This is a genomic window from Collinsella aerofaciens (assembly GCF_041537385.1).
GTDB classification, from domain to species: domain Bacteria; phylum Actinomycetota; class Coriobacteriia; order Coriobacteriales; family Coriobacteriaceae; genus Collinsella; species Collinsella aerofaciens_BV.
This window is the reverse complement of the sequence record NZ_JBGORS010000001.1, coordinates 76,169-94,602: the sequence shown is the minus strand read 5'-3', so window position 1 is coordinate 94,602 and position 18,434 is coordinate 76,169. Positions and strand designations below refer to the sequence as shown.

The following is an 18,434-nucleotide window of genomic DNA, read 5'->3' as shown; positions in this document are numbered from 1 at the left end:
ATGGCTTGTTGATAATGCTTTGGAGAACAGATGAATCTTCTATATACGGTCAATGAGGCATTTGTGCCGCAGCTTGCAGCTTCAGTTGCTTCTGTTTGTGAGAACTCGTCTCCCGATGACGCAATTCACTTTTTCGTATTCTGCGACAAGGTGTCACAGACGTCGAAAGAGACGCTGCGTTCTTTTTTGAATAAGTATTGTGTCGAGATCGATTTTATTGATATCGATGGTTTCATGGAAGCTGGCTGCATTGACTTTGATACGCAGGGTTGGAATGAGATCGTACTCTCTAGGCTGCTGTTGGCAAGGTTTTTGGTCAGCGATATTCAACGCGTTCTCTATCTTGACGCAGACACAATGGTCAGGGGGAGCCTCAAGGAGCTCTGGGACGCTCCGCTGAACGAGCACGGCTGCATAATTGGTGCATGTCCTGAGCCAACTGTATCGTCGAAACGCATGAAGGCCCTTGGACATGGAGGAAAGCCGTACTTTAATGCTGGAGTCCTTTTGATTGACCTTGAATCCTGGCGTAGAAATGAGATTGAAAAGCAGCTACTAGAGTGTCTGAAAGAGCGGGGAGCCGAGCTTTTTGCGAACGATCAGGATGCGATAAATCTTGTCCTTGATGAGCGAATCATGCCTCTTCCAGTAAAGTATAATTATTGCAACTCTTTCTATTATTATCCGCTTTCGATGCTGAAGCGGGTCTCCCCTTGGTTCGATCCCGACCCACGCCGGTATTCTGAGTGGGTAAGCAACCCCGTTATCGTGCATTTCCTTGGTGAGGACCGTCCTTGGAGATTGGGCAATACGCATAGGTATTCAAATGAGTATCTCCAAAACCTCTCTTTGACTCCATGGAAGGGACAAGGCATGGAAGATGGCTGGCATTTCTACTATGCTGCTTGGTCTCTTTTCAATATGCTGACCGGTCCTTTCCCAATGCTTAGATACCGCCTTATTACAAATATGATTCCCTCTGTTATGAGATTACGTGCAAGAGGTAAGAGGAATCGCTGATGGCGGGATATTTGGGCCGCACTTCTGGGCCGCACTTCTGAGCCAGCTCTTGTTAAGGAAGAGTTGTCAATTAAACAGAATATGGTTTAATATTCAAGGTGCAAATTCGTAGATTCGCGTCACATATAGTTGGGAACAAATGTTCAGGGCAAGCCACGGTTGATGTATACTAAAGTGGAACACGGAGTGCATCCGGTATTGCCCTTCACCGTTTATCTTTTTGTTGCGCTTTCGCGCCATACGACAGCCGTCTCGACAGGGAAGGCTATCGTCATATTACAAGCCTAGAGCCCGCTACTTACTCAGGATGGCTTCTGTCTATCTCATACGTTTTGTTTACTATTATTTTCAGCCGATAATTCTGATCCCAAAGTATTCTGTGCTTATATTTATTTGGTCATTGCTGTAATCTTTAGCGATATCAGCACTTCTTGACATCTCCTATGAAAGACTGTCAGAAATTCTCAACAATATAAGATTACATATATAGCCGAAAAACTAGAGCCGATATGCAACTAGATTTGCATATCGGCTCTAGAACGTCTGTAGACCCATTACATGCACAAAACGTCAAGGACAATTGCATTTAAGCCTTCGCCGTAACCTTTACCGGGAACGGCCCAACGTCCATTTAGGTCCGTTGTCTTGGGAGCACACCCACGGGAAACAAGATTAAAGCGTGGGTCAATACACGGATTATTCAAAGGTTCAGTTGTTGCGTACGCTTTTAAATGCTGCGCTTGAACTCTAAGCCCTTCTCTAACGGAAGAAAAAGTATATCCGGGATTTCCAGGACCGGTGGCTCCAACGCCTCCAAAATTGCACTGATTTGCCTGGACCAAATTTCCAAATCTTAAATAGCCCGTCTCTTTCATGACTTGAGCATATAAAACTTCAGGACATACTCCCTCAAATGAGGCTTCTTCGTAAAGAATCTTACAAAACTCATCAATAGATGCGCTGCCTTTGCTTTTATACACGCTTGTTGGATAAGTTTGCCTCCCAACAGTCCTGCTGTAATGAGCGGCAGCATCCTCGTAAGAAGTGAAAGGCGGGGACATTATATAGCCCTCAAATCCAGTCATGCTCGAACCATTACGATGCTCTTTCATCCCATATTCGAGATAGTGGAGATAATACCCTTTTAAATTACTTCCGTAAGCCTTCCTAAGATCGAGATATCTCGTTTTATAACTATAAACGTCGAACGCCTCGGAGCCGCGGCGGCCCTCCGACATGCCGTAGTTGATGAAGTGCCGCAGGACGGCTGAGTCGTCGACCACAGTCACGCCGCCGTAGGTCGACTTAGTGAAGGCCTTCTCGACGTCGCCGTTGCGGGAGAGGTAGAACTCGGGGTCGTAGACGGGAGCGTAGTCCACGCCGCCTGCCTTGGTTGCGGCGCCCTTGAGCTTCGAGCAGCCGGTGGCGTGGCGCCCCTCCTTCTTGCCGTACATAAGGTAGTGCGAGTAGTAGCTGGCGAGGTCGGTGCCAAAGGCGGCGCGGAGATCGGGGTACTCATTGTAGTAGCTCTGCACGTCGAACGCCTCGGAGCCGCGGCGGCCCTCCGACATGCCGTAGTTGATGAAGTGATCCAGGACGGCTGAGTCGTCGACCACAGTCACGCCGCCGTAGGTCGACTTAGTGAAGGCCTTCTCGACGTCGCCGTTGCGGGAGAGGTAGAACTCGGGGTCGTAGACGGGAGCGTAGTCCACGCCGCCTGCCTTGGTTGCGGCGCCCTTGAGCTTCGAGCAGCCGGTGGCGTGGCGCCCCTCCTTCTTGCCGTACATAAGGTAGTGCGAGTAGTAGCTGGCGAGGTCGGTGCCAAAGGCGGCGCGGAGATCGGGGTACTCATTGTAGTAGCTCTGCACGTCGAACGCCTCGGAGCCGCGGCGCCCCTCCGACATGCCGTAGTTGATGAAGTGATCCAGGGCCTTATCTTTTCTTCCGTTTGCCCATTCGTTAACATCTGGATACTTATTGAGATAGTAGTCGACATCGAAAACAGACGAATAATCAAGCCAAGAGGATTTGGGGAACTGCGCGATGATGGCATCCGCATCAGCTTCTCCAAGACGTTTGCACCCGGCATCACTAAAGTACTTGTTCGCATCGCCCCAATTGGAGATAAATCCGTGTTCAATCAAAATACCGGGGATTCCAGCTTCACGAGCACAACGAATAACGGCGAATTCGTCGCCTACCTGCATCTGAAAGACACCACGGTTTGTAAGTCCGAGAGCAACAAGATTGTTCTGAACCTTCTGGGCCAGTTCGTACGAAACCTGGGTATAGTCAGCCCCGTTCACGGTAGGCGAATATACCTCGGCACCATGAGCTGCGGACGAACCCGAATTGATATGGAAACTGATATAGGCCTGAGCGCCCTGTTTGACGCAACGCTGAACGCGGTAAAGGAAGTCGTTGCTTCCGTAACTGCCCGACTGCTCACGAGCGAGAATTACCTTAAATCCGTAATTCTCAAGCTTGGTCTTACACGCGCTAACAATCTTCCAAGTTAAGTCGGCTTCGCTCTTCCCATTGCCCTGAGCGCCAGAATCGGATCCACCGTGACCGGCATCAAGTGCAATCACACGAACGTTTTTACGAGCTGAACGGGAATCGATGCTATAAGCCGCAATGCCGTCATCATCTTCAGAACCGGAAAGCGCCTCTTCAATAGAGAAAGCCTCGACAGGATTGCCGTTCTCATCGGCATAGTAGACCGACATATCATCGGAATTGTCAACGCGATCAGATGAAGAAGACGAACTGACTACGTCAAAGCTGTAATCCTCAGACGAGAGGTCCACTGAATAGACTGCGTTCGAATCCTTCACCTGATACGTAATACCGGTTAAAAAATACCGCGCTACCAACAAATCTTGTCCGAATGTAAAGCCCGCAGCATTCCCAGAGAAAGCCGAAGCTTCAACGGAGCGCTCTTCGCCAAAATTGCTGACGAATGATAGGGACGCAGAGGTCAAAACATCAGAATCAGATGCAGTTGCGAACGCCGCCTCTTGCATAGCACCCAAAGAAAGAGAGGGCTGCGCAATGTACAAGTATTGGAAAGAGGCATCGACAGAAGAGGAATCGGGAGATTGGGCCGGCTGAGCGGCCGATTCGACTTCCGAATTACAAGAGTCGGCTTCGGCGGTCTCCTCAGTATCCTCACAAGAGTCGGCTTCGGCGGTCTTCTCAGTATCCTCGGAAACGAAATCCGAAAGTGAAGAGGAGCTAGAGGCCTCGGCTTCATTATTTGAGAGCGAGGAAAACTCAAGTGCATAGGCCGACGAAACGGGAGCAAGGAAGGAAGAGGAAACCAGAACAGCGGTAACCAAATTAGCAACTGCGCAACGAACCTTTTTCATATATGCACTCCCAATAAATTACGTAAATCTAAATAGTAGACTTTAACCAAAACAAAATAGAGTTCAAGCAATTCTAACTGAATTACTTGACCTACTGTTAACCCAATTTCGCCCTTACACCATTATCGGAACCGAGCTGAGGAAGGCAGCGTAGGAGAAACGCGATTACGAATTTGTGCACAGCTTGGGACTTGGCCCAACAATGGCCTACCTTGGCAAAGAGACCCCTGTAATCTTGTCCCACAAAACATCAAACACCCTACCCGGATGCTTGAACAGCGCCCGATACAGAACCTGTCGAATCGCCTCGACGCAGGACGCGACAACATACACGCCGGTCACTACAAGCATTACGGACAGCAGCCCCCACGCTGGGTGGCAGTGGGAGAACACAAGCAAGTTCTTCCACAGCAGCTCCTGCATGTACGCGCTGTCCGTGGCAAGGTACACGCCAAACGACAACGTGGCCAAGTAATTGACAGCAGGCCAATGCGCAGGTTGAGCATTAAAGACAAACAAGCACACCGGAAGTGCGATCGCAAGCGACAAGAGGCTTCCAGGATTAGTCACCACCGATCCGTACACGCTGGAAGCGAAAGCGCTCAAAAGGAGCACGTCCTTTTGAGCCACAAAGTAGCAAACGTACACAGCAACGTACGAAAGAACGGGCAGCACCAAAACCCTCGGACCCGCCCCATCGCAATAATGCCACTTAAACCAACATGTCACGCACGCGATCACGACCGTCTGACCCGTCAGGGAGGAAACAAAGCCACCAATTGTCGAATACGGCACAACGGGCAAGACCCCATATAGCACGACCAGTAGCATACAGAGCTCGCCCAGCCGCCGGCTCGTCAACGCACGCAACCCGTCGAACAGATAGGGTGCCACAAGAATCAGCAGAATATACACCGTAGGAAACCACCACAGCGAGGCGAGCGGAGCAAAGACGGCAGCCATCAGCTCTCCAGCTTGCAGCCCATCCCCCGCATTAAACACGCCAAAGTACAGGACGAGCGGCACACTGAAAAGAGCATCTGCCCCAGCAGGGTCCAAGCCCTTCGCAGCTGACCCTTAAGTGTCAGTTGCGCGTCGGCCAGATACCACACCGTAATGATAAAAAACACGGCAACGGCAATACGCCCCGAAGGGTACAACACGCCGTGCAGTACCATGCGTGCAACGGTCCCGGGGAAAACGGAAATAGGCTCAGCATTATGAATCACGAAATGATGAGCCACTATGAACCACATCGAGATGATGCGCAGAAGCTCAACCTTTGAATTGCGCCCTTTTGAACGTCCCAAACTCTCCCCCATCAACCGTGCAACTTTTATGAGTCGCTAACGTATCCCGCATACCAACAATTTAGCCAATTACACCTGGAGGGCAAGTTGTGTCACGAAAAGTGGTGTAAGCCCCTCCAGGGCCGTTGTCGGCCGATATCCTACGCGACCTTACCGAGCTTGTCCATGAAGGCGGCCTTCAGCGCGGCAACGGTGGCGCCCCCGACGCGCTTGTGGCGGCACCACTCCGCGACGTTGCGCTCCAGGTGGACTGCTTCTGTCAAGGCTAAACTGAACACCGGGGACTGCAGTGGAAACCCCGGACTGTGTTCCTACGCTACAGGACCTAGGCTTCTTCGGAACTGCATCGGGCTCATATAGCCCAGGTCGCTCTTGCGGCGCTTGTCGCGGTACCAGAACAGATAGGCGTCCGGCATCTCCATGAACTCCCCCATGCCAGCATCGTCCCAGCCCCTTCCGTGGAAGGACTCCACCTTCAGCCTGCCGAAGAAGCCCTCCGCCCTTGAATTGTCGGGTGAGCACCCCTTCCTCGTCATCGAGCGCACGGTGCCGTGCCCATCGCAGATGGCGATCCAACCGGGCCACCGGTAATGGCTGCCGCGGTCGGAGTGCACCCAGTGGTGCTCACCATACGCAAGCTGCGAGCAGGCCCGCAGGAGCGATGAGTTGGCAAGCACCGCGTTCGGGGGCGTGCCGATGGACCAGCCGACGGGCATTCCGTTGAAGCAATTGATCGCCGGCGAGAGGTGCACTTGCCGGCGGGGATGCGGAATTCCGTGATGCCTGTGACCCACAGCCCGTTTGGCTGGCCGCGAAGCGGTGTCTGCCCCTCTCGTCCAGGCAGGTGTTCCCAGGCGCCACGTAGACCTCGCCCACGTACGGGCTGTACCTGCGCCTCCTCCGCGGCGCGCAGGCGACCAGCCCCTTTGAATTGCCCATGGAAGGAGAAGACCTATGGGCATCAACTGGAGGGTCCGCACGAAGCCGCTGGCGTTCTGGCTGGGCATCGCGGGCGCGGCGGCGACACCGGTGCTCGCGTACCTGGGACTCGGCTACGAGGCCATTCCACGCGCATGGGCGGCCCGCGGCGCGACCGACCCAGCTCGGCACCCGGAGCGAACGCAAGTTCGGCGCGGGCGGCCCCCGACGGGCGAGCACGTGGCAGTGGTTGCTCCGCTGGGGGGGCATAATAATGAACGGTTGGCCTGCGTCCCGTGGCGGTTGCTGCAAAGGCTCCGCTTGGGAACAGATGCAATATTGCGTCCGCACCTTCTGTTAGAATTGTTCACTAGTGTTTTATGCTGCGGTTTTCTGATCCGCCGGCATGGGCTAAGGGGTGTTTTTTGGCTGTACAGGGTAAATCAAAGGAGCGCGTTCAGGACGTTGGCGAGGTCTTCACCAACGAGTGCGAGGTGAACGCCATGCTTGACATGGTGAAATCCGAGACGGAGCGCATCGACTCCCGGTTCCTGGAGCCGCCGTACGACAACGGCAACTTCCTCGCTGAGGTGCTGCGACGCAAGCTTTCCGTGGTGGCCTCGCGCTACCACAAGAGCGCGACCGACTGCATACACGGTGCCGTCGCGGCGAGAAAGGCTGGCGCAGAGAAGCCGAAAACCGCGGCCGACAGCGGCGCGGCCGGCGTCGAACAAGGCCCAGTTGAACGCACTGGGAGCCGGGTGCAAGGTGCGCCACAAGGCATGGGGCGCCGGCACCGTGACGAGGATAGACGGCGGCTCGATCTACGTGAGCATCGGGGGCAAGGAGCGGATGTTTCAGTTCCCGGGCGCGTTCGAGCAGGAGTTCTTGAGTTTATTGGGAGCATGCATGTCTGACAACGCAATAAACATACCGGGCAACGTGTCCTCCGATATGCAGAAAGAATCCTCCAAACCCCTTTTTACCTTGCAGAGGGGTGCAACAAGGCGTGAGGTAAACGCGGTAGAAGCCAGACATTTTGTTCAAGGCATTCTTTCCAGGTCGATTAACCTAGCCACGCTTATCGGCTCTGGCGCATCTACTCCGGCCATTCCCCTGATGGGTGAAACCTTCAGGAACTTGCGAGCGTACCTCAAGCTCAACGATCCCGATCTATCTATCCTTCTGGAAAGTCGGATAACTAAAATTGCCTGTCGAGATAACGAAGACCCTGCGAAGTACTCGAACATAGAGAACCTCCTCTCGTGGCTGAGTCAGCGCATCGAGGGCTCTCTAGATAGCGCCGATGACGACAAGAGGGTTTCCGATGCAGTTCGCAAGGCCTTTCTCGAGTCCGTCGACATCAAATACAGCGCGGAGCACTCCGACGTCCTTGATAGCTATCGTAAGTTTGTTCAGGGACTTGGCGTATCGCGACAGATCCTTGCGCGCGGTGGTCAAGCTGCCTTCGACGTCGTTAATCTCTTCACAACAAACTACGACCTATTTCATGAGATGGCCCTTGAATCGAGCGGCTACGCCTATGTGGACGGGTTCTCGAACGGGCTGATACCCACATTCAACCCGCGGGAATACCATCGCAGGCCGATTGACCTCGACGAGAGATTCAGGGATCACTACGAACCGGTGAACCCCTTCTTTCGCCTTTACAAGATGCACGGGTCCATCAACTGGAGGATTTATGACGGAAACGTCGTAAGGGTCCCCAGGTTTCCCGACATCACCGACGAGTACCAAGGCGACAGACAACTTATCGCCCCGATGACTTCCAAATACGCCTTGACCCAGGGCTCCCCCTATAGCGATATGTTCCGCGAGTTCGTAAATGCCCTCGCCGTCCCCAACACAGTCCTTCTGACTTGTGGATTCAGCTTCGCGGACTCTCACATATCAAACCTTATCAGCCAGGCTCTTGCGAGGCCCGATTTCACGCTCCTCGCCTTTATCGGCAACCCGGCAGAAGCAGATGTCGGTTCCCCTACACGTGTGTTCTACGATAAGGCAGGTGGCGCGAACACCTATTTCGTATATCCAAGTGAAAGGGAACTGGACCGCAAGCGCCCGCTATACTTCTCGGAATTTGCTGACTTTATCGGGCCCGAGATCACCTTCGGAGACGATGTGGCATCTGGATCTTTGGGGCTTGGTGACAAGAATGACTAATGAGGTTCCCAATCCGGGTTGGCTCATCGGCACCATCTGCTATATGGATCAGGAGAAGATAAGACTACGCGCATCACGTTCCGACTTTTCAGACCGGATGCTCGATGGCGAGCCAAGGCATCTAAACGGGCTCAATCAATATCTCTTTTCCTATCTCTCTATCTCGACAAAGATCATTTTTCGCGTGACTTCCGTAGAAGAGGCCGAGAGGCCGTATTCCGACCAGCCTTCGTCGAGGTTTAGCACGAGCTATATCTTCACCGCCGTCCCCATTGGAGAGATTGAAGGATCTTCCTACGTGCCCGGCGTAGTAGACCTCCCCATGGTCGGCTCCAATGTCTATGCCTGCGATGAATCAATCCTCAAGAGGGTCTTTTGCGTGCGGGAAGGAGTCGAGATTGGGTCCCTCGCTGGGTACGATTCAGTAAGACCCACTTTTGATATCGATTCCCTGTTCTCTGGTCATCTCGCTATTCTCGGTAATACCGGCTCGGGAAAGTCCTCAACCGCGCGGCTCCTGCTTGATAGGGCGGCATCGCTCTTAGATGCCGAGGACGCGCTCGATGCAGAGCCCCGATTCTTCGTCTTCGATCTGCACGGCGATTATGACTTTCTCACGCGCGGCGGTTACGGCTGCACGAGACGAATCGGCGCTGATGAGTACCACCTCGCGCCCGGAGAGTTGTCGATGGATGACTGGTCAGCTATTCTCGACCCCTCGCGACGCATCCAGAAACCTCTGCTTGAGAGGGCCGTGAGATACTCCCACCTCAACGAGGAGGGCAAGAAGAAGCTATTTGCTGCCTTTGCATATACCGCAATTCGGGACACGAGCATCGATAGCCACGCAGCGAGGAAGTTTCAGGTCTCAAAGTATTACCAGCCGATTGAGGGAGAACTTAACAAGATTCTCGAACGCGAGTCCGGACCTTTCTCTCGCCCTCAGACCGCTCATAACCTGTTAGCGTCTTTCAACCTGGAATACGGAAACATATCGAAAGATGTCGTCGAAGGGCTTGAGTCCCTTTTGAAGGAGTTCATCGAGGACGAATACATGTCCGATGGACTTCCCAATATCGAACGCATCTTATGTGAGTACGAAAAACCTAAAAGCGAGGTCTCAATCTCTGACGTCGTTGATGCGCTTGACTTCGTGTTCGACGAAGAAGAAGTGCGGGGCAACCGTCAGATAAGGTCGTATTCAGAGGGGCTGGTTACTCAGCTTAGAAACCTTAGGGAAAGGTATTCGCAAGACCTCTTCTCACTTGAGCGGGGCGAGTCAATTGCTGCCCTCTTAAACAAGGGGCATGGCATTCTTGTGCTAGACGTATCTCAGATAATCGACGAGTCAGGATTGAAGTTGTTTTCCCACTACGTTGCGCGCACCCTCTTTCAGGCTAGCCTAGATGCAGGAAGAGGCTCCTCGACACCCATCTATCTCATTTTTGACGAGGCGCATCGCTATATCAGGGATGCAGACCTGACAGACGACTCAGTGTTCAATCGAATTGCACGGGAGGGCCGTAAGTTTGGCATTTACCTTACCGCCATCAGCCAAATCCCCAGTGAGCTTTCCCGCGTCGTGCTCTCTCAGACGGGAACCTTCATAATCCACCGCATTCAGAACTCTTACGACCTCGATTACGTTCGCCGCAATATCCCTTCCATATCAAATGGCCAGGTCATGCGCCTTCCCGCATTCGCCCCGGGAACCGCGACCGCGTTGGGAAGCTCCATTACGGTGCCCCTTGAACTACAGATAGACGATGACTTTGCCGACGAGACGCCAACGATCCGGATGATGAAGAGCAATCGGATTCGATAAAGCTATTTGTGGCCGGCCCGGAGAATGCCCGCAACGGAGACGTTGTGGGCATTTCCTTTTGCCCGCTCGGGGCACGGGAGTCATACGTGGGTGAGTAGGATGGTAAGCCGCAGGGCAGCAAGGGCAGCCGGAGGAGCCGCAGGAGCAGGCGCCGCAGGTAGAGGCGGTGTCGAACCACTGCGAGCTTCTCAACCGGCGGGACGCGCGCTACGCCTAGCAACAAGCCAGAACAAGCACAGTAATTTTCAGCGCACCATACACGCACTCGCTGCTAAGGTTCGGCCCCAGCCACGGATCACCCGTCAAGAAGAACTCCAGCCAGTGCTGCATAAACAGTGCCTGCTCGCGCTTCCAACGGCGCAGCTTTTCCTCGCTGGCCTCTTCCCTGCTGCGCGAAGTGAACTCGTAGTGGTGCAGCTCAGCATAAGGTGTAAAGATGGTGCGGTAGCCCCATACGCGCAGGCAAAAATCCGCATCGTTAAAACCGACGGCAAACTTCTCGTCGCAGCCTTCAACCCGTTCATAGACGTCGCGACGGACCATCTGGCAGGCGCCCGTAACGGCGCTGAAGTTGCCCGGGTGCACGGCACGGGCAAGATATCCCTCGCGCTTTGCCGAAAAGTCCCAGTTGGCATGGGCAAGGGCGCCGCGCACGCCGACCACAATGCCAGCTAGCTGAACCAGATGGCCAGCAAAGTAGAGCTTGGCACCCACTAAAGCCCATTACTTGCTCAGGATGACCAGGAAGGTCAAGAGAAGTAGGAGAAGGATAATCCTATCCATCTGACTACCCCCTGCCTTGTAGAACCGCGGCCCGGAATACAGCTGGCTTCGGAGAACAAGGCAGAGGACGACACACCGCCGCGTCCAGCTAAAATTTAAACAGAAATACGTACGCATGTTCGCGTTTCGTGGTACACTGTATCTACCAGAATAAGACAGAGTGAAAGTCGCTTCGGAGGCCCCCAATGGTACGAAGCGCCGGCGCCGCGGATCCCCGCTGCCCCGACCCTGGCTTAGCCGGCGCACGCGACGCCGACTGACCGGCGGGATGCCGGTTGAAGCTACGCAATACCGGCATGTTGAAACCACTCGTCCTCCGGCGTGCGGATCATAGCATGTCGACTAAACCGAAGGGGCATACATCATGGACAATTCCAACGCAAGCCAGCAGATCGCTTTGTACGAGGACCCCGACCACGCAGTCCACCTTGATGTGCGCGTCGACGGCGATACGGTCTGGCTAACCCAGCAGCAGATGGCGACGTTGTTCGGGCGCGGAGTGCCGACTATCTCCAAGCACATTCATTCCGCAGCAAAGGAAGAGCTTGCCGGAATTCGAACTATTTCATTTTTTGAAATAGTTCGCTTAGAGGGAACAAGAACGGTCAAACGTCAGGTCGAGCACTACAACCTCGACATGATCATCTCGGTTGGCTACCGCGTGAAGTCTCAGCAGGGCGTGTACTTCCGCCGGTGGGCAAATGGCGTGCTCAAGCAGCATCTACTCCAGGGATACTCCATCAACCAAAAGAGACTCGAGGCGCTCGGAACGGTCTTCAAGGTCCTCGAGAGGTCGAGTACTCCGGAACTCTCCGGTGCGGCAGAAATTCTACAGAAGTACCTTCCGAGCCTGACTCTGCTCGATGAATACGACACGGGAAGGATGAAGGCGCCCCAGGGCAACGAGCCCAACTGGGAGCTCGGTTACACCGAAGCCCTCGAAGTCGTCCGCAGCCTACCGTTCTACTCGTCGTCCACCCTGTTCGGACGAGAGCGGGACAACCAGTTCGCCGGAATCATCAGCGCCCTCTATCAGGGCTTTGGCGACCAAGACCTATATCCCTCCGTTCAAGCAAAGGCCGCCAACCTTCTCTACCTCGTAGTGAAGGACCATCCATTCTTGGATGGCAACAAGCGCTCTGCAGCGGCGCTCTTCATTCACTTCCTCGACAAGAACGGGATACTGCGCAACGGCGAAAGACTCCGCGTGGAGGGCAACGCGCTCGCGGCCATGACGCTCATGATTGCCCTCTCTGACCCAAGCGAGAAGGACTCCATGGTTACGCTGGTGGAGAATTTCATCGCGTAGCGCCTTCGCCCGAGCACCAGAATCGACGTTCCTTCATATAGCAGATGCAAACGAGGAAAGGGCCATCAAAGTTAGGCACCGTCATGGCGAGGGAGGTGCCACAATGAGTCGTTCCATGAAAAGCCATATAAGCCTACAATTATCATCAGATGTAGGTTTATATGGCTTTCGAGGGGAGGTCGGCATGGTGATCACCTACCGGGAGGCGCTGGCTGAACTCGGGAGCAGGTACCGCGTTCGCAAGGCGGTGTCGGAAGGGACGCTCCACCCCGTCGGCCGAGGGATGTACTCGACCAACCGGGACGAGGACGCCCTCGCCGTGATCGCGAAGCGCTACCCCGGGGGCATCCTGACCGGGCAGACCGCGCTCTACGCCCACGGGCTCGTGACCGCGCCCCCGACCGGATCGACCTGGCCACGAAGCGCGGTGGGACCAAGATACGCGACGCCGCCGTGCGCCAGCACTTCATCCCGGAGGGATGGCTGGGCGTCGGGAGGTCGACCGTCTCGGTGGACGGGACCGAGCTTGCCGCTTACGACCCCGAGCGCATGCTCCTCGAGCTCATGCGCTCGCGCAACAAGCTGCCCTGCGACCTCTACCGGGAGGCCGTCGCCTCGTTCCGCAGGCGGTCGGAGCGGCTGGACATATACAGGCTGCAGGACTACGCGGAGGCAATCCCGCACGGCGAGGCACACCTCGAGCGCGCCATGGAGGAGGTATTCTGATGGACCTGAACGAGATGAGGGCGCGCTACGAGCGCGAGGAGGGCTACTCCTGCCTCAACGCGACCGCGCGCGTCTGCCAGGACGTGATCCTCTCAAAGCTGGCGGCATCCGGCATGCGCGACCGAGTGACGGTCAAGGGAGGGGTCCTGATGTGCGCGCTGTCGGGGAGCGGGCGCCGCGCAACCCAGGACATAGACCTCGACTTCGTGCGGTACCCGATGACCGACGCCTCCATTCGCTCCTTTGTGTCCGCCCTCTCGAACCTCGGCGACGGCGTAACCGTCCGCATCGCCGGCGAGATAGAGGAGCTGTCGCAGCAGGACTACAAGGGCAGGCGCGTCAACCTCAAGGTCAGCGACGGGCGCAGCACGTTCGACACGAAGCTCGACCTGGGGGTCCACGCGAGCGCTGCGATGGAGCAGGACGAGCTGTGGTTCGACGTGGCACACCGGCAGGAGGGCGTCTGCCTGCTTGCGAACTCGAAAGAGCAGGTGTTCGCCGAGAAGCTCAAGTCCCTGCTGCGCCACGGCATCCGAACGGCCCCGGAAACTCGTTTCATGGAGCGTTTCATGGAAAATCCCCCCAATCTAGCAACGGTTCAGAGTCTACTAGATTGGGGGGACGCGAGCCAAGTCGACAAGGGCAGTTAACCGGCGGCTATTCATGCCTCGATTTAGAACCGCTCGAGAATCTCCGCGGCATTCTCTCGCAGATAGATATCTAGGTCCGGCACGGCAAACTGCACGTAGCCCCTCTGCGGAGCTTGAATAACCTCTCTTTGAAGCAGCTTAGCCCTAATAGAGCTGACCTCATTGGTCTTTTTACCCATGCGTTTAGCAATCTCAGATGATTTGGACTGCTGCTTATCCTCGCACATGGCTAAAAGGTATTTGATATCGTTGAGTCCAAGTCCAGAAATCGCGGGCTCGTGAACAACATCGTGAAAACGAGCCTCTGCCAGCGCAATGCCTTCGGTGACGTCGCCCTCGCTCACAATGGCACTTTTGGCACGATGCAAGTTGGCGCGTTGCCAAATGGAGTAACCGACCAGTTGCACCAGATAGGCATAGCCCTTAGTGGCCTTAGCGGCTCTCGACAGAAGATCGTCCTCTATGGTCAAACCAGTCGCGACAAAGCTATCGCCCATAGAGAGCGCTACCTCCACCTGGTTGATAGGCGCCAGATCTTCGGAGAGGGCACGACGCAAGAACGTAAGCGCCTTGCCGTTAATAAGATCCATAACGCCGGCGGGTAAGCCGGCAAAGGCAAGTGCGATATCTACTTATATCGAATAATATCGAGCTGTATAAGCTTGTATAAACTTATCGCGGAAGTATCGAGCTTTCGTAATATGACTTAGTTAGTAGTCCACCATTGCTTTCTTCCAAGCTCATAGCGAAAGAAAGTTCAGGACTTCCTAAACCCATTGCCTTAGACCGAGAAATACTCACTCTCGGCAGATAGGTTTGGCCCCAACCACGGATCGCCATCGAGGAAGAACTCCGGCCAGCGCTGCATGAACAGGGCCTGTTCGCGCTTCCAGCGGCGCAGCTTTTCCTCGTTGGCCTCTTCCCTGCCGCGCGAGGTGAACTCGTAGTGGTACAGCTCGGCATAGGGCGTAAAAATGGTGCGGTAGCCCGCCTCCCACACGCGCAGGCAAAAGTCTGCGTCGTTAAAACCGACAGCGAATTCCTCGTTATAGCCTCCGACCTGCTCAAAGACGTCGCGTCGGACCATCTGACAGGCGCCCGTCACGGCGCTAAAGTTGCCCGGACGCACAGCGCGGGCAAGATAGCCCTCGCGCTTTGCCGAGAAGTCCTGGTTGGCGTGGGCAAGTGCGCCACGCACGCCAACCAAAATGCCGGCATGCTGCACCATATGATCGGCAAAGTAGAGCTTGGCACCCACCACGCCCGCATCGGGACGCTGCAGGTACCCCATCATCTCTTCGATAAAGTCGGGGCTTATGACCTCGGTATCGTTATTGAGCAGCAGCAGGTAATCGCCCTTGGCATGCTCAACACCAAAGTTGATGATCTGGGAGTAATTGAACTCGCCCGGCCAGTACACAACGCGCGCGATGCCCTTGCCTTCGGATGCCGCGGCCACGTGCTCCGGCAGGGTTTCGTAATACGCAAACGTCTCCGGGGCTTCGCTGTTATTCTCCACCAAGACGATCTCGTAGTTGGCATACGCGACCTTCTGGGCGATCGACATCACGCAGGCATCGAGCGTCTCAATGTGATCCTTGGTGGGAATCAGAATGCTCACCAGCGGCGCAGGCTCCGGCAGCGCATAGCGCATGCGGTAGACAAACGGCGTATCGGTCTCCTCGACCGTTCCGCAAATGCCCAGCGCGTTAAAGTGACGCTGAAGCGCAAGGCGCCCGGCTTCAATGGCATACGGTTTGCTATCTGCAGAGCCATCGGCGGTGGAACCGGGATGCACACGCCAGTGATACAGTACATGCGCAACGTGCTCAAAGCGCGCGCCGGCTACAAGGCAGCGGAGCGTCAGATCATAATCCTGGGCGCCCGCGACGTCTTCTTGCGACATGTCAATGCGATCGATGAGCGCCTTCTCCACCATCAGGAAATGCGTCACGCAGTTATGGCTATAGAGCAGGTCGACGTTGAGCCGCGTCTTAAAGACCGGCTGGCCCCACTCCCCCGTTTTCTGGAACATGTCCTCGTCGCAGAACAGGACCTGGGGACGCTCGTCCTCGGCAGCCTTGTTCAGCGCGGCAACATAGTGGAATAACGCGTCCGGTTCCAGGATGTCATCGTGGTCCAAGAACGCGATGTAGTCGCCATTCGCCTGCTGAATACCAGCGTTGGTGTTGAGCACAATGCCGCCGTTGCCGGGCAGCTCAATGCGACGGATGCGCTCGTCATTGGCATCCGCCGCAAAGTCGGCCACCGCATCCCATTCAGGCGAGGCATCCATCAGCAGCAATTCCCAGTTGTCATAGCTCTGGGCTAGCACCGAATCCAGCAGCTCGCGCAGGTAGACCCGATCAGTCTTGTAGCACGGCACCACAATGCTCACGAGCGGCCTATAGGCAAAGGCCGCCGAAGCGACACGCTGGCACGCCAAATCGCCCGGCTTTGCGCGATGCTGCTCAAACCAACGTCGATAAGCTGCGTCGTCTGCACGCGCGTCCTTCATGCGGCTCCAACTGTCGTCGACCATGCCGTTGTACAGGCGACCGTCCATAGCGCAAAACCCGCTCTGGATTAGGCCCGTGGGGTCAGCCGCAATCGTGACAAAATCTCGTATATCCTGAGGCATCTCAACGCTCAGATACGTTTTATTGACGCGGCAACCGTTGCGCTGCGGCACATCGACCTGCGACTCAAACACATGCACGGTGGCATCGATGACATTCATATGCGTATCGAAGATCTTGAGCTCAGGTGCGCACTGGGGGTCTCCCGCCCAGGTAACCTCATAGCGCCACACCGCGCCGGCGTCTGCCGGCAAATAGCGAATGGCATCGATTTCGTAGCGACCGCAGCATTCGCCACGCTGCGCGTCGCGGATAAGCGCGCACGGCGCAGGCTTTGCTTTGTAGTTAACCTTGGATTCCAGCTTGGCCACGCGGCTATCGAGGCGAATGGAGCCAAGCTTTTGGCCACCGGACACAAATGCAGCATCGATTGCAGAGCCATCCAAAAACGGAAGCACCAAGACGGCGAGCTCGCGCTCGTAATCGGAAACGGAAGGGCAAAGCGCCAGTACACGGCCATGATCGACCGGGAACGCCAGCGACGGCACAGAAGAACCGCTCGTCGTCGCATGGGCAAACGCTTGAGAACCCTCCCGCTCAATAAGCGCGGCGACATCCTGACCGGCAAAACGAAGCAGCACAAACAGACGGCCCTGACTGCGGCAAAGTGCCAAACGCTTGATACTCATCTACACTTCTCGCTTTCCCAGGGCGTTCGCTGCCATGCGCTTGCAGGCACCCAGACGCCCAAACCTCAAGACGTCGTAATCGAACATGAGCTTTTTGCACTCACGGGCATTGGGGGCCTTGCTGGTAAGCGCCGCACGCACCATAGCAGCAACAGAAGAAGCGCATTGTGCGAGCGCAGCATCGCTGCCCACAGCAGAACCGGCAAGCGCCATGGCAACGGCGGCAAACACCTTGCCGCAGTCCGAACCCAGCAACCTGAGCGCATCGTACAGCACCAGATCGCACAGGAAGTACGCCAGGTCATCGGCATGCTGGACATCGAGACCGTCGCGCTGCCAGTCAGCCAGCACCGCGGAGTAAATCTTCACGTGCTCCAGCAGTCGCGTCTCGTCGTCATAGCGCATGGTATCCATGAGCGAACCCTTGCGCGCCACGCGGTAGTCATACAGCTTGTTCGAGATAAGCGCGGTCTTGCGCGAACGACCGTACACGGCAAAATCAAAGACCTGGTCCTCGCCATACTTAACGGTTTCGTCGAACACGATCCCGTTGCCCAGCAAAAACTCACGTTTGCAGGCGGTGCGCCATGCAAAGGGGCGAGACGCTTCCTTAAACAGCAGGTCAGAGTTATAGCCTTCAAACGACACATCGCGCGGACTCAACACATAGTTAAGCCATGGATACCCCGCCTCGAGCGGATACGGATTCGCGCCAAAGGTCAACACGTCGCAATCCTCGCGTTCAAAGGCATCGACGATCACGCGGCATGCATCGGGCGTAAAGCGGTCGTCGGAATCCAAGAACGCGACGATAGGCGACGCGGACGCAGCGATGCCTGCATTACGCGCACTCGACAGGCCGCCGTTCTCCTTATCGACCAGCGTAAAGCGCGCGTCCTTTTCGCAATAGACAGCCGCAATATCGCGCGAACCGTCCGGCGAGCCATCGTTGACCAGCACGCCTTCCCAATCGGGCATGTCCTGCGCAAGCAGAGAGTCCAGGCACCATGCCAGGCACTCCTCTACCTTATAGATAGGAACGACAACGGAAATCTTGGGGGTAGCCATAG

At 55.6% G+C, this 18,434-nt stretch carries 16 protein-coding genes; 8 read left to right on the top strand and 8 right to left on the bottom strand.

The features are described 5' to 3' along the window. Positions 1 to 30: 30 nt before the first annotated feature. On the top strand, positions 31 to 1,020 hold the full coding sequence (locus ACEG18_RS00425) for a glycosyltransferase family 8 protein (RefSeq protein WP_372540854.1): 990 nt from the start codon (positions 31 to 33) through the stop codon (positions 1,018 to 1,020). A 554-nt stretch (positions 1,021 to 1,574) separates the two neighbouring features. On the opposite strand, the gene ACEG18_RS00420 is transcribed toward ACEG18_RS00425, so the two are convergent. The 4 genes from ACEG18_RS00420 to ACEG18_RS00405 form a co-directional block, all read right to left on the bottom strand. Then, complete coding sequence (locus ACEG18_RS00420; RefSeq protein WP_372540853.1) at positions 1,575 to 4,391, bottom strand: N-acetylmuramoyl-L-alanine amidase; 2,817 nt, start codon at positions 4,389 to 4,391, stop codon at positions 1,575 to 1,577. 207 nt (positions 4,392 to 4,598) lie between these two features. Next, positions 4,599 to 5,354: a hypothetical protein gene (locus tag ACEG18_RS00415; RefSeq protein ID WP_372540852.1), complete on the bottom strand. Its 756-nt coding sequence runs from the start codon at positions 5,352 to 5,354 to the stop codon at positions 4,599 to 4,601. A gap of 487 nt (positions 5,355 to 5,841) precedes the next feature. After that, the gene (locus tag ACEG18_RS00410; protein ID WP_255413388.1) at positions 5,842 to 5,964 is read right to left on the bottom strand and encodes a hypothetical protein; all 123 of its coding nucleotides are present in this window, start codon (positions 5,962 to 5,964) and stop codon (positions 5,842 to 5,844) included. Between the two features lie 48 nt (positions 5,965 to 6,012). After that, on the bottom strand, positions 6,013 to 6,237 hold the full coding sequence (locus ACEG18_RS00405; protein WP_233539125.1) for an IS3 family transposase: 225 nt from the start codon (positions 6,235 to 6,237) through the stop codon (positions 6,013 to 6,015). Between the two features lie 418 nt (positions 6,238 to 6,655). Here ACEG18_RS00405 and ACEG18_RS00400 point away from each other — a divergent pair, with 418 nt between their 5' ends. The 4 genes from ACEG18_RS00400 to ACEG18_RS00385 are packed head-to-tail and all read left to right on the top strand — an operon-like array spanning position 6,656 to position 10,628. Further along, complete coding sequence (locus tag ACEG18_RS00400) at positions 6,656 to 7,117, top strand: phage holin (RefSeq protein WP_372540851.1); 462 nt, start codon at positions 6,656 to 6,658, stop codon at positions 7,115 to 7,117. Further along, positions 7,045 to 7,536 carry a hypothetical protein gene (locus tag ACEG18_RS00395; RefSeq protein ID WP_372540850.1) on the top strand — a complete coding sequence of 164 codons (492 nt, stop codon included), beginning with the start codon at positions 7,045 to 7,047 and terminating at the stop codon, positions 7,534 to 7,536. Before ACEG18_RS00400 ends, ACEG18_RS00395 begins: the two co-directional genes overlap by 73 nt. Next, complete coding sequence (locus ACEG18_RS00390) at positions 7,529 to 8,803, top strand: SIR2 family protein (protein WP_372540849.1); 1,275 nt, start codon at positions 7,529 to 7,531, stop codon at positions 8,801 to 8,803. Before ACEG18_RS00395 ends, ACEG18_RS00390 begins: the two co-directional genes overlap by 8 nt. Continuing rightward, positions 8,796 to 10,628 carry an ATP-binding protein gene (locus ACEG18_RS00385; protein WP_372540848.1) on the top strand — a complete coding sequence of 611 codons (1,833 nt, stop codon included), beginning with the start codon at positions 8,796 to 8,798 and terminating at the stop codon, positions 10,626 to 10,628. The genes ACEG18_RS00390 and ACEG18_RS00385 overlap by 8 nt, the downstream gene beginning before the upstream one ends. Positions 10,629 to 10,841: 213 nt before the next feature. On the opposite strand, the gene ACEG18_RS00380 is transcribed toward ACEG18_RS00385, so the two are convergent. Next, positions 10,842 to 11,342 (bottom strand): glycosyltransferase family 2 protein, encoded by a 501-nt coding sequence (locus tag ACEG18_RS00380; protein ID WP_372540847.1) that lies wholly within the window; start codon positions 11,340 to 11,342, stop codon positions 10,842 to 10,844. A 433-nt stretch (positions 11,343 to 11,775) separates the two neighbouring features. Between ACEG18_RS00380 and ACEG18_RS00375 the strand changes: the two genes are divergently transcribed. From ACEG18_RS00375 to ACEG18_RS00365, 3 genes are all read left to right on the top strand, one after another. After that, positions 11,776 to 12,720, top strand: coding sequence for a virulence RhuM family protein/type II toxin-antitoxin system death-on-curing family toxin (locus tag ACEG18_RS00375; RefSeq protein ID WP_368135739.1), 945 nt, complete (start codon positions 11,776 to 11,778; stop codon positions 12,718 to 12,720). A 453-nt stretch (positions 12,721 to 13,173) separates the two neighbouring features. Beyond that, positions 13,174 to 13,446, top strand: a complete 273-nt coding sequence (locus ACEG18_RS00370; protein ID WP_372540846.1) for a hypothetical protein — start codon at positions 13,174 to 13,176, stop codon at positions 13,444 to 13,446. Beyond that, entirely contained in the window at positions 13,446 to 14,096 is a 651-nt protein-coding gene (locus tag ACEG18_RS00365; RefSeq protein ID WP_055252274.1) for a nucleotidyl transferase AbiEii/AbiGii toxin family protein, read from the top strand. Before ACEG18_RS00370 ends, ACEG18_RS00365 begins: the two co-directional genes overlap by 1 nt. Positions 14,097 to 14,119: 23 nt before the next feature. On the opposite strand, the gene ACEG18_RS00360 is transcribed toward ACEG18_RS00365, so the two are convergent. From ACEG18_RS00360 to ACEG18_RS00350, 3 genes are all read right to left on the bottom strand, one after another. Beyond that, on the bottom strand, positions 14,120 to 14,686 hold the full coding sequence (locus ACEG18_RS00360) for a DUF8462 domain-containing protein (protein WP_187360521.1): 567 nt from the start codon (positions 14,684 to 14,686) through the stop codon (positions 14,120 to 14,122). 191 nt (positions 14,687 to 14,877) lie between these two features. Continuing rightward, positions 14,878 to 17,364 carry a glycosyltransferase family 2 protein gene (locus tag ACEG18_RS00355; RefSeq protein ID WP_372540845.1) on the bottom strand — a complete coding sequence of 829 codons (2,487 nt, stop codon included), beginning with the start codon at positions 17,362 to 17,364 and terminating at the stop codon, positions 14,878 to 14,880. Further along, positions 17,365 to 18,432 (bottom strand): glycosyltransferase family 2 protein, encoded by a 1,068-nt coding sequence (locus ACEG18_RS00350; protein ID WP_372540844.1) that lies wholly within the window; start codon positions 18,430 to 18,432, stop codon positions 17,365 to 17,367. Positions 18,433 to 18,434: the final 2 nt, after the last annotated feature.